We start from the raw sequence: 11847 nt of genomic DNA, 5'->3' as shown, positions 1-11847 counted from the left end.
ATGTAGAGGTTATTTATTCTTGATGTTTTGATAAATGATATTAAGTTCTAAAACTGTACGATGGAATTAGAAACTGTTATTTTTTATTAAGTTAAAGTAAATTTTGGTTTATATGGAAATTTACTTTTGTTTTTTTATTTTGTATTTTAGCACAAATTTTAAAAATTGAGATTTTGTTGGTTTTTATATAGCATAAACAAAGATTAAAGTAGAGATTGTTTTTTGAGCAAGAAATAAAAATCAAAAAGAAGAGTATTTTTGTGTGGGATTAAGATTATTTAATAAAACAAGCATCGTTATAATATAGCCGTATTTATTTTTGTAGACGTATTAAAAATCTCGATTTTATCGTGTTAAAAATATATTTATACCATAACGATCTTATTTTTTCCAAATTACTAACAGTCGTATTTGCAAAAAAGCCCCGATTTGATAATCAACAAAGCTTAATATTTTCTTCTGTATTGACTTGAGTATTTGCTAGATAATTAATCTCACTCAAACTATCGCCACTCTTTTACCGCAAGCTTTTATGTAGTTAAAGAATGTTTTATACTTGATATTATACGCTCCGCTTTCTATCCTAGCTACGGCTGATTGGGTTATGCCCATCCTTTTAGCTACCTCGCTTTGAGTTAGCCCGGCTTCGCTTCTGGCGTCTATTAAAGCTTCTATGGCTTTATATTCGTCCTCTAACGCATCGTATTGCGCTTTAAATTCCGGATTTTTTAGCTCTTCTTTTAAAACTTCTCTAAAATTAACGGTTCTCATCTTTAAACTCTTTTAATCTTTGTTTCGCCAAATTTAGTATGCTTTTTGGCGTTTTTGGCGTTTTTTTGACAAAAGTTAGCAGGATTATTATCCTTTTACCGATTTCATAACAATATATGCTTTTAGCTATACCTTCATCCGACTTTATATGTATCTCAAATAGTCCGTCATTTAGGCTTTTGGTGTACGGCTCCCCTAAGGTATTACCCCTAGCCTCTAAGAGCTCGAACATTTTATAACCTCTTTGCCTGAGACCGGTCGGCAGCTCCAAGAACTCGTCTTTTATGGCTTCGCTTGCAAATTCTACGCTCCACATCGTAACCCTTTTATGTGACTAAGTCCTATTATACCATATATGATATAAAATGCAGTTTGTTTTATATGCTTATTGCTGAATTAACAACTTGACATAAAATTATTCATACAACCTCTCCACCATCTCCCTTCCGCTATCTGGCATTAGTTTAGCGTATCTTAAGGTATGGTTGATATCAGAGTGATTCATTAGCTTTTTTATCGTTAGTATCGGAGTGCCCTTTATAGCAAGATGCGAAGCGAACGTATGCCTAAGGGTGTGAATGACTACTCTATTGGTTGCGTCGCTTATATCTAAATTCTGATTAAAAAGCTTGTTTAGTAACGGCTGTAAAACATTTTGAATAGTAGCTTTTGGCTTATTTACTAAAAAATCGTTCGGGGATAGGGCGGTATAAATTTGATTTATCATTTCTAACGCCCTTTTGCTTAAAAACCCTGTATGCGTGCTCTTTGTTTTAAAATCGCTTATGGTGACCGACTTGGTAGATAACGCTAAATCCTTTTTCTTGATATTTAAAATTCCTTCTAATCTAGCTCCCGTACAAAGCGCAAGCTCAACGAACAGCTCTAGGGCAAAGTCTTCTTTGCCCGCTACTTCTTTGCGTAAAAGCTCTATCTCGATAAGCTCCAAAAATCTCTCTCGCTTGTTGCTCGGCTTTTTTAGTTCTATCTTGTATGGGCTAATATGATCGATAAGGTCATTTTTTATAGCGTGATTAAAAATCGTCCTAACTATACCCATTATAGCGTTTATCCTGGATTGCGACAGCTTTCGTTTGGTTTTAGGTGAGATTATCTGAGAAATATCTTTATGATGCTCATTTATCATCTCGGGTGTTATCTGCGTCGTGGCTAGACCGCCTAACTTATCCTTATGGTAAATTTCGTAATCTCGTCTTTGCTCTTTTATATTGACGGCGTTATCGGGTTCTTTTTCTAGCTTAAATCCGAAAAAGGCATCTGCGATCTAATCAAATTTAAGCGAGCTTTTGTTATTCTTGGCAGATATTTTCTTGGTTATGCTATCTGGCAATTCGCCGTTTCTTTGTTTGGCGTCGAATTCTTTCTTTTTATTATATGCGTAGGTTATATTTACGCCTTCGGATTTTGATCCGATTTTTACGTTGGCCTTTTTGCCTTCAAGCGTAACTCTCATATAAAAAACCACATCGCCGTTAGCTAGATTATTAAAGAAAATTCCCGGGTATTTATTGACTCCGAACGTTTAAGTTTTCCTGCCATAATACCCCCTAAATTTGTTCCCTATTTGTTCCCAAAATTTATAAAAATGCATGATATTCTAGTGTAACTTAGAGTATACTTAAGCTATTAAATGGCGTATTTTAGGGATTTATAGAATATTTTGGAGTGTTTAAGAATTATATATTTTTGAACCCAGCATCCGGAGCCATTCTTCTTCAAAATTCATTTTAAAATCCCGGTTTTAACGATGTTTTAAGAACTTTAAGTTTTCTTATTTTTGTAATTTTCTCTTTTATTTCCTCTCAGTTTTATTTATTGTTTCAAAGTATATCGTTCTGATTCGTAATCAAAATGCGATTAGATATTTGTCTTTGAACGAAGTTAAAACAATTTTCCTTTATTCATTCTAGCTTCATTTAAGACTTTTATAATGCGCTCATCCAAACGAAAGTTGGAAATCAAAAACAAAAGGATCAAAAATGAAAAAGATATTAGGCACGACAGTTTTAGTAGCAGTTTTAGGAGTGACAAGCTTGCAAGCAGCCATCACGTCAAAAGAGGCTTTAAACATAGCTGAGAAAAATTTCCCAGGCTCAAGCGTCAAAGATATCGAGATAGATGTCAAAAATGGTGCGACATTTTACAAGATAGAGTCTTTTAAAGACGGCATCAAACAAGAGATTAAGATCGACGCTAATAGCGGGCAAATCGTCAAAGTAGAGAATAAAAATAAAAAACATATCTTACCGATCGAAGCGGTAGATTTTTCAAAATTTGTCCTAAGCATCGACGAGGCTGTGGCTAAAGTGCTAGCACTCGAGGCTGGTTGGAGCCTTGAGGGGGCTGAGCTTGATAACAAAAACGGCATTTGGGTTTATGAGGTCGAGCTTGAGCGTGGTATAAGCGAGAAAAAGGTGATCATAAACGCTCAAACTGGCGAGATAATCGGCAACTACACAAAGTGATATAGCGCCCTTTTTGCGCGTTAAATTTTTATAAAGATGAAAAAGATGAGTGAAAATTTAGAGCAAAATTTAAACGATAACGTTGGCGAGCAGGGTTTAGAGAAAAATTTGAACGAAAATTTTAGCCAAAGCGCGAGAGAAAATTTAAGCAAAAATGCCAAGCCTAACATTTATAAAAATAGTTGCGAAAATTTAGGAGAGGGTGAGCAAATGCGTGAAAATTTAGATAAAAATTCAAGCGAGGCAAACAGTAGCGCAAAAATTTTAAGCCAAGCAGCTCTAAAATGCAAAGCTCAAAATTTCTTTAAAAATGCGCTTGAGCTTTCGCTTCAAGGTGCAGCGGATGCGCTCATCTACGCTGGCAAGGCTGGAGTGTGGCTATTAAACGCTTCAAACTACCTAAAAGACGAGGCGCAAAGAGTGGAGCTATCAAAGATAAATGAAGAGCAGGCTAAATTTGAAGGGCTGGCTCACATCTTGCCAGAAAGAGTTAAAGAGCTTATCTTAGAGCGTCTAAAAGCAAAGTCAGAAGAGGTGGAATTTGCGCCGATCTATCTAGCTAAAAAACAAAGCTTTGGCACGCTTACAGCGGAGTATTTTTATGACGCAAGAGCTAAATTTAACGGCTTTTTATATGATTTTAAGATAGGTGCAGCAAATGGAGAAATTTTAAATCTAAAAATAAAAAGCTAAATTTGATAAAATAGCTGGCAAAACCAAGTGAGGCAAAGATGAAAATTTTAGTCGTCGAGGACGAAAAAGACCTAAATAGCGTCATCACAAGGCACCTAAAGAAAAACGGATATAGCGTAGATAGCGCGTTTAACGGCGAGGAGGCGATGGACTTTACTGCGGTGGCGCACTACGATCTCATCGTGCTTGATCTTATGATGCCGGTGATGGACGGACTTACATTTTTGCAAAGATCGCGCGCCGCAAAGCTAGCGACCCCTGTGCTTATACTAACGGCAAAGGACGATGTGGACGACGTTGTAAAGGGGCTTGATGCGGGCGCTGATGACTACTTAGTTAAGCCATTTGACTTTAAAGAGCTGCTAGCTAGGGTGCGCACGCTCATTCGCCGAAATAGCGGCAATGCGGCTAGTGAAATTTGCGCAGGCGAGCTAAAGATCAACCTTTCTAAAAAATCCGTAGAATTTAGCGGCGAGCAGGTCGAGCTAACTGGCAAAGAGTATGAAATTTTAGAGTTTTTGATGCTAAATAAGGGCAGAATTTTAACTCGCGAGCAGATCAAAGAGCACGTCTGGGACTTTGACTACACAGGCGGCTCAAACGTCATCGACGTGCTTATAAAAAACATAAGAAAAAAGCTTGGCGAGTGCGATGTGATCCAGACTAAAAGAGGGCTTGGCTATGTTGTTAAGGATTAAGCAAGCGCTTGCAAACGTCCCGATAACCGCGCGCGTAACGCTTTGGTACTCGTTTTTTATCATCGCTATCGTGGCGGCTCTAGTTGCCATATCGGTGGTCGTGGCGGATGAGGTTTTTGAGGATGTGAGTCAAAAAAAGCTAGCCAAATCAGTCACCAAGATCGCCAATAATATGGATGAGTTTGAGCCATACGATGATGGGATATTTTTTATAAAATATAACGCAAAAGGCGATGTGATCGGCGGTTTAGCGCCAAAGCGCTTTCAAATTTCACTTAAAATGAAAAGCGGTGCGGTGCAGCTTTATGAAGAAGACGAAAACCGCTTTTACTACTACGATATCGCAGCTAAAGGCAAAGATGTCTGGATCAGAGGCGTAATAAATGCGGAGAAATTTTTCAAAAAAGAGGGGCTATTTTTACTAGCGCTGGGCGTTTTTGTGCCAGTTTTGTTTATTTTTGTGCTTTACGGCGGCTACAAAACGATAAAAAACGCGATGAAACCAGTCGCTGCGATGTCAAAAACTGCGCTTGAGATAGGCAGTAGCAAAGACTTTTCAAAGCGTATTGACCTGCCTGCTGGCAAAGACGAGCTGCACGCGCTTGCACGCGTTTTTAACCAGATGCTCGACTCGCTTGAAAAGGTCTATCAAAGCGAGAAACAGCTCACCTCAGATGTCTCGCACGAGCTACGAACGCCACTATCTGTCATCATGGCTGAGAGCGACTACGCTAAAAACTACTCACAAAATTTGGGCGAGGCCAAGGAGTCGCTGGAGGTCATCTCTAGGCAGTCAAAGAAAATAACCTCGCTGATAGATCAAATTTTGGAGCTTTCAAGACTGGAAGCTGGCAGAAATTTGGAGCTAAAAGATATAAATTTAAGCTCTATCTTGCAAAATTTAGCCAGCGACTATGAGAAGCTAGCAAGTGCAAAGGGGTTAAAATTTAGTTGCGTGGTAGCGCCAGATGTCCAAATTTTAGGCAATGAGCTGATGATATCAAGGCTCATGGATAATTTTTTAAGCAATGCACTAAAATTTGCCACAACCAAAGTTGAGCTAAATTTAAGCCTCACAAAAACGCACGCACTTTTGTCTGTAAAAGACGATGGTGTCGGTATCTCTAAAAAAGATAGCGAGCTAATCTGGAATAAATTTTACCAAGTTGAAAGCTCAAGAAATAAGAGCCAAAACACAGGCAGTGGCCTTGGCCTTGCCATCGCTACAAATATCGCTAAAATTCACGGCGCAAGGCTTGGTGTAAAAAGCGAAACAGGAGCTGGAAGCGAATTTTGGGCAGAATTTGAGCTTGTGAATTTAAAACAAGCATAAATTTAGGTAGTTTGCTAAGATAAAATTTACGCAAGAGTAAAACAAATATAAGAGCGAATTTAAATTTTACACAAAATGATGCCTATTAATAAGCAAAAGACTATCAAAGTTGCGAGATAGATAAAGATTGAGCAAAGCATTAAGATGTGTGATTTAAAGCCCATTTAAAGGGTTTTAAAAGAGTTTGCAAAAAGATGTTTTGCAATGTAATGTAAAGAAAATTTCGCTACTTTAACACTGTAACTACGAATTAACCACACATTTCTATGCTTTTTATAACTTTGATATCTAACAAAATTTACAAAATTTAGCCCAGAGCTCTAAGACACACAAGCCACGAGCCACACAAGAAAAACAAAAATGCAAAAAAAGCACTAAATTTAGTGCTTTTTATCGCTATCTTTCGCTAAGCTTCCCGCATGCATCAGGGCGATACCTACTGCAATGCGTCATCTGGTCTATATCGCTAGCTATTGATCTGCGAATGCGGTGGATCTCATCGGTTGAAGGGGACTTTAAATTTTCAAAAAAGGGTGTCATGCACCGGTATCATCGCTATGCAGTTCATTATGTCAGCTCCCCACTGTTTTGCCTTTGCCGAGATGCTTTGGACGTGGTCCATATTGACTCCTGGGATGACGACGGTATTTATCTTTACTAGCATGCCAGCCTCTTTTAGCTTGCGGATGCCCTCGTCCTGGCGCGCTAGCAGTATCCTAGCAGCCTCCTCGCCGTAGTATTTTTTATTTTCATACCTCACCCACGAATAGATCTTCGAGCCAACATCTGGCGTCACGGCATTAACAGTCACTGTCACGTGGCTCACGCCAAGGCGCACGATCTTATCCACATGCTCAGGCAACGCTAAGCCATTAGTCGAGAGGCAGAGCAGGGCGTTTGGGAAGTGTGACTTGCACTTTTCAAAGGTCGCTAGCGTCTTGTCAGCGTCACACATCGGATCGCCATGTCCAGCGATGCCGATGATGGATATGTCTTGTCTAAATTTAAAGAGCTTTTCTAGAAATTTCACCGATTCATCTGGTGTTTGCACCTTTGCTGTTACGCCAGGGCGGTTTTCATTAGCGCAGTCATATATGCGGTTGCAGAAGTTGCACTGGATGTTGCAGTGAGGTGCTACTGGTAGATGCCGCGTCCGTAGCTAGCGGAGGCCTTTTTTTGTTAAAGCATGGGTGGTTATCTAGATCAGCTTTGGTGCGAAAGATCATTAGCTCTTTTTCCTTCCAAATTTAATGGCATTTGCATGGCAGACATTGAGGCAGTCACCGCAGTTTGTACAGTTTATCTCATCAGGTCTTGTCCTCATCTTGCACTTGCGCAAGCACGCGTCGCAGTCGTCACAAGCACTTGTTTTATAGACACAAAATATCGAAAATTTACGCAAAATTTCAAGCACGCCACCTGATGGGCAGACGAAACGGCACCAAAGGTTAGCTACGATCAGCGAGGCTAGCATGACTGAGATGATGACTGCTGTGCGAGTGACACACTCCCACTCGCCAAAGCGAAGTGACAAAGTGAGGGCAGTTAGGTACTCATCGCTCGTTCTTATAGGTATCATCATGCGTGGATTGCCCCAGACGAAATAGACCCAAAGGCTGATTATGGTGGTAGCTAGCATACCTATTTGAGCGATTATTAGCTTTTTGCTGTGAATTTTTAGTTTGAAAAAGGCAAATTTACCAAGCATTTGATTGGCAAATCCTGCTGGACAGACCCATCCACAAAATGCCCTGCCAAAGAGGATGACAAGCGCTGGGATAAATAGCCAAAATCGAAAAAACAGCGATGTGATCCGCCCCCAACAGGTGATGATAGGGCAGTTTTGGCAATTTACAAATAGCACTACAAAAGGGCATCTAAAAATGCCGTAATATGCCCATTGTCCGATGCCTGCTATCAAGATGAGCTACACTAGGCGTCTTATCTTTGTTGTGGGAGAGTTTTTGCTTTTCTTTTTTAAATTTACATTGTCGCATGCACTGCTATTAGAGCATGCGCTATTACAGCTACTACACATCTTTTACACCAAACCTTTTTATAAGCTCTAGCCCACGCGCTGAATAAATGGAGGTAAAGCCATGCTTTTCAAAAATTTCTTGCCCATCGGTGCCGCAAACAAAGTCTGCAAAGTCATTTGCGAGCCTTTTATCTTTTACATATTTCATTATATTTAGCGTAAAAGTGAGCGGCCCAGGCGGGATGAGCTTTTCGTCGATGGGCATATACTTGATCTTGTCTTTAAATCTATCATGCGTTGTTAGGCGCTTTTCGATGATCGAAGCGTCACCCTTGCCATCAACTAGCTCGCACATCATATTTATGACGCATAATCCGTTTGCGACCATGTTTTTCATCACCGCATCAGTGAGGTTTGAGTTTTTTAAGATCCCCTTGACTGGGCCACTGCCAGGGGGCGATGATCTAAGCGGCAGCATCACTCTAACTCCTGGCTCAGCAAGATCCTTTAAGTCGCGAATACCAGCAGGGTTGCCTTTTGGCATGACTAGGACGTAGTCAGTAAAGCATAGCGGTCTAAAGTGGAGGCTAAGGCCAGCTTTGCGAAGTTTTTTAGAAAGCTCTAAAACCCTTGCTCCAAAGAGCTCGGTCGTGCTTTAAAGTGCTAAAAGCTACTTGCCAAGAGCACCAGCAAAAGCACCAGTGTATTGGATATTGTGCCCTGTTCTTGCCTCGTAAATGGCATTTAGCTCATTAAAAGCTTCAGATAGGCCTCCACACGACCAAACCTGAAGCGAGTCAGACTTAAATGGCGTAAAGCCAGCTAGCATCGTTTGCGGAGTGGCAGCAGCAGCTGTGGCTAAAGCACCTTTTAAAAAGCCACGGCGTGATATACCAGTTTGTTTTAATTCCATGAAATATCCTTTTGGGATTTAGAAATGTAAATTTGATATTTTCGGCATGCGAAACTTGTGAAATTTGACTTTTGAAATTTGCAAAAATGGTAGTTGAAGGTAAATTTATGCAAATGTAAATCGCAACTGCGACCAAATTTGGTGTAATTATAACCAAAAGTAAGTTTAAAAAGCGAGATAATTTTAATGAGATAAAAATTTCATATTGTAAATTTAATGTCTAAAAAATAATTAAGGTTTTAATTATTAAATAATAAAAAATATTGTAAAATACTTCCCTTATTTTAAATGGAATTATATTCACAAAATGGAGGTTTTGTCTTGAAAAATAACAAATTCGGTATTTCTATCGCTTTGGCAAGCGTTTTATACGCTTGTGCGAATGCGCAGGTTATGGATATAGGGACGAATTATTATAGGGATTATCTTGATTTCGCGCAAAATAAGGGCGCTTTTACCCCGCAAGATACTCCGCTAGAATTTGCGCAAAGAAAAGGCGACAAATTTACGTTTGATAAAATCCCAAATAGCAGCGCTAGGAATAATAAAGGAAATTTTACTTCACTCGGACGAAATTTTGTCGTAACGGCGAACCATACGTTAGATGCTGCCGCGGCTAGTAATTTTAACGAAGATAGGGGATGGTTTGGCAATACTAAATACGAATATCTAACATCGCATACGGCGACCCCGACAGAGAGGCTATATAACTCCGATACAGCCTATATGCGAACGACTAAATACATCGTAGAGGGACAAATAGATCCGATAGACGTACCGAATTTAGATATTTCAGGCGATAGCAGGGCGACTGATGAGGCTAATATAGATAAAATACAAAACTATTTAAAGGAAATAAAAAATAGCGGCGGCGCTAGAGGCGATAACGTTCTTGCCTATCAAGCGGGCACCGGAGCGCTCGGGTTAGAAAAACCGAAAATCGATACCGACGGATATAGCGACGTCGTAAGCGCAAGAGAATTTGAAGATCAAAATATCGTTAATCAGGCTTTGGGTGGAAGCGTAAACGAAATAAGCGTGAATTATTCGGCACATTATAAAACTAATCTTTCAAGTATAAATAGGCCTGGGGTTTATATGTTTATGACCTCTGATAGGGGTTTTAGGAACAGGCTTTTACCCGGCGATAGCGGTTCTGGATTTTTCGTATACGATACGGTAGCGCAAAAATGGGTTCTAGTAGGGGTTTTATCGGCGGTCGCCGATAATAGCAATCACGCCTCAATCGTAACGATGAGAGATTTTAGCGACTATAGGAGAAATTGTGAAAATTTAGTCAGCGGTTTAAACGTCTCAAATGCCCAACTCGTAAGAAATAAAGATAATATATTTAACGCCGCAAACGGTTCAAGCATTACGCTAAATTCTAACCTTGACTTAGGCCACGGCGGAATCGTCGTAAATAGCGGAAATTTTACGCTTCTAAGCGGTATCGGAAGCAATAAAATAACTAGACTTGCTGGATTTGACGTGGCTGGCGGCGCAAGTTTGAGCTTAAACGTAGTGGCCGATACTAGCGTACATAAAGTCGGCAAAGGAAGTTTAATCGTAAATTCTAGCGGTAATAAAACCTTAAGATTGGGCGACGGTATCGTGGATCTAAGAGTCGTAAACGCTTTTGAAAAAATTTATTTAACTAGCGGTAGAGGTTTATTAAGGCTTAGCGTAGACGATAGTTTAAACGATAAAATTTTCTTTGGAAACGGCGGAGGAAAGCTTGATTTAAACGGATTCGATCAAATTTCTAGTAACGTTTCGGCTAATTCAAACGCCGCTAAAATCACGAATTTATCCACTCAAAAAGCAACGCTTAAAATAAACGGCGAAAGCGGTAAGGATACGATATTTCACGCGAGCGTAGATAAAAACATAGACGTAAAACACGATGGGCAAGGGCGAGAACTCGTATTTGACGGCGGTTTTGATATAGACGGAAGTTTAAGCTTAAATAACGCCAAGGTTACGCTTCAAGGACATCCGACCGCTCATGCTACGGCAGATAATAGCGTCTTAACGCAGGCGGTAAAGGATAAAATAGCCGCCGCTGGTTTAAGCGAACCTTCGTATATGGATTTAACTCGCCCTTCTACGCTATCGCAGCCTGATTGGGAGAAGCGAAAATTTAATGCGAAAGAGAGCATAAAAATAAACTCTTCAGAACTTACGATAGGTAAAGACGCAGACGTAAATAGCGATATAGAGGCGAAAAATTCCGTTATAAATTTAAGCGGCGAATTAACTCACTATATCGATAAATTCGACGGCTCAAATACTTACGACGACGGCTTAAAATACCGCCAAAACGTAGAAAAAGGAAATTTGCTAGTTAAAGACGTTAGCTTTAAAAATAGAATCGTCATGGATAGCGACAGCATGCTAAGAGTCGGCGGCACGAAGACTAAGCTAAAAGAGCTCGTAATAAACGGCAAAAATACGGCTCCTACTCGCAGCATAGCGGCTGGAAGCGGTAAATTAGAAATAGAAAATCTAGACGTTAGCGGAGCAAACAAACTAACCTTTGACCCCGATACGACCGTAGCGAAAAATTTAAATATTAAAGATTTCGGCAACGCAAACGAGCCTATTTTGGATTTTAAAAAGGTTTTGACGCTTGGCGCGGGAATGAAATTTAACATCGATTTTGCAGCGGCTTTGAGAGGCGAGATGACTGCTGAAAAAACCTATACGCTCGTAAGCGCAGAAAGTATCGTAAACAAAGGCGCGATATTTAATACCGAGCAAAAAATCAACGGTCTTTTTACGACTTATGCCATAAAAGACAATAAAGTCTTGATGAGTCTAAATAAAACCAAAGAGCCTGAAACAAAGCCTGAAACAAAGCCTGAAACAAAGCCTGAAACAAAGCCTGAAACAAAGCCTGAAACAAAGCCTGAAACAAAGCCTGAAACAAAGCCTGAAACAAAGCCTGAAACAAAGCCTGAAACAAAGCCTGA

13 protein-coding genes and 1 pseudogene are annotated in these 11847 nt (G+C 39.9%); 5 read left to right on the top strand and 9 right to left on the bottom strand.

Annotated features, from left to right (window positions below; translation table 11 throughout):
• Window positions 1-498: 498 nt before the first annotated feature.
• The 4 genes from CYP51_RS09315 to CYP51_RS09865 all read right to left on the bottom strand — a co-directional run bounded on the left by CYP51_RS09315 (window position 499) and on the right by CYP51_RS09865 (window position 2245).
• On the bottom strand, window positions 499-771 hold the full coding sequence (locus CYP51_RS09315; protein WP_084108620.1) for a helix-turn-helix domain-containing protein: 273 nt from the start codon (window positions 769-771) through the stop codon (window positions 499-501).
• Window positions 758-1087, bottom strand: coding sequence for a type II toxin-antitoxin system RelE/ParE family toxin (locus tag CYP51_RS09310; RefSeq protein WP_103625214.1), 330 nt, complete (start codon window positions 1085-1087; stop codon window positions 758-760). The genes CYP51_RS09315 and CYP51_RS09310 overlap by 14 nt, the downstream gene beginning before the upstream one ends.
• Before the next feature lie 99 nt (window positions 1088-1186).
• Window positions 1187-1831 (bottom strand): site-specific integrase, encoded by a 645-nt coding sequence (locus CYP51_RS09925; RefSeq protein WP_219809040.1) that lies wholly within the window; start codon window positions 1829-1831, stop codon window positions 1187-1189.
• Between the two features lie 225 nt (window positions 1832-2056).
• Window positions 2057-2245 (bottom strand): hypothetical protein, encoded by a 189-nt coding sequence (locus CYP51_RS09865; RefSeq protein WP_180997764.1) that lies wholly within the window; start codon window positions 2243-2245, stop codon window positions 2057-2059.
• Between the two features lie 526 nt (window positions 2246-2771).
• Here CYP51_RS09865 and CYP51_RS09300 point away from each other — a divergent pair.
• Genes CYP51_RS09300 through CYP51_RS09285 form a run of 4 tightly spaced genes read left to right on the top strand, consistent with a single transcriptional unit; the run spans window position 2772 to window position 5981 of the window.
• Window positions 2772-3257 carry a PepSY domain-containing protein gene (locus CYP51_RS09300; protein WP_103625213.1) on the top strand — a complete coding sequence of 162 codons (486 nt, stop codon included), beginning with the start codon at window positions 2772-2774 and terminating at the stop codon, window positions 3255-3257.
• A gap of 45 nt (window positions 3258-3302) precedes the next feature.
• The gene (locus tag CYP51_RS09295) at window positions 3303-3950 is read left to right on the top strand and encodes a hypothetical protein (RefSeq protein ID WP_103625212.1); all 648 of its coding nucleotides are present in this window, start codon (window positions 3303-3305) and stop codon (window positions 3948-3950) included.
• Window positions 3951-3988: 38 nt separating this feature from the next.
• Complete coding sequence (locus CYP51_RS09290; RefSeq protein ID WP_103625211.1) at window positions 3989-4648, top strand: response regulator transcription factor; 660 nt, start codon at window positions 3989-3991, stop codon at window positions 4646-4648.
• Window positions 4632-5981: a sensor histidine kinase gene (locus CYP51_RS09285; protein ID WP_103625210.1), complete on the top strand. Its 1350-nt coding sequence runs from the start codon at window positions 4632-4634 to the stop codon at window positions 5979-5981. The genes CYP51_RS09290 and CYP51_RS09285 overlap by 17 nt, the downstream gene beginning before the upstream one ends.
• A gap of 396 nt (window positions 5982-6377) precedes the next feature.
• On the opposite strand, the gene CYP51_RS10155 is transcribed toward CYP51_RS09285, so the two are convergent.
• From CYP51_RS10155 to CYP51_RS10145, 5 genes and pseudogenes are all read right to left on the bottom strand, one after another.
• Window positions 6378-6521, bottom strand: a complete 144-nt coding sequence (locus CYP51_RS10155; RefSeq protein WP_258032844.1) for a hypothetical protein — start codon at window positions 6519-6521, stop codon at window positions 6378-6380.
• Complete coding sequence (locus CYP51_RS09280; RefSeq protein ID WP_258032845.1) at window positions 6505-7077, bottom strand: radical SAM protein; 573 nt, start codon at window positions 7075-7077, stop codon at window positions 6505-6507. Before CYP51_RS09280 ends, CYP51_RS10155 begins: the two co-directional genes overlap by 17 nt.
• A 129-nt stretch (window positions 7078-7206) precedes the next feature.
• Window positions 7207-7902 (bottom strand): 4Fe-4S binding protein, encoded by a 696-nt coding sequence (locus tag CYP51_RS09275; RefSeq protein WP_258032843.1) that lies wholly within the window; start codon window positions 7900-7902, stop codon window positions 7207-7209.
• Between the two features lie 109 nt (window positions 7903-8011).
• Window positions 8012-8560 (bottom strand): annotated as a pseudogene (locus CYP51_RS10150) (substrate-binding domain-containing protein); the annotation flags it as partial.
• Between the two features lie 69 nt (window positions 8561-8629).
• The gene (locus CYP51_RS10145) at window positions 8630-8872 is read right to left on the bottom strand and encodes a substrate-binding domain-containing protein (protein WP_258032842.1); all 243 of its coding nucleotides are present in this window, start codon (window positions 8870-8872) and stop codon (window positions 8630-8632) included.
• Window positions 8873-9193: 321 nt separating this feature from the next.
• On the opposite strand from CYP51_RS10145, the gene CYP51_RS09265 reads away from it, so the two are divergent.
• The coding region (locus CYP51_RS09265; protein ID WP_103625209.1) for a S6 family peptidase at window positions 9194-11847 on the top strand (2654 nt) is incomplete at its 3' end.

Origin of the sequence: Campylobacter concisus, assembly GCF_002912895.1 — a bacterium.
Lineage (GTDB): Bacteria > Campylobacterota > Campylobacteria > Campylobacterales > Campylobacteraceae > Campylobacter_A > Campylobacter_A concisus_G.
The sequence above is the reverse complement of the archived record's forward strand: the minus strand, read 5'-3'. Positions and strand labels throughout refer to the sequence as shown.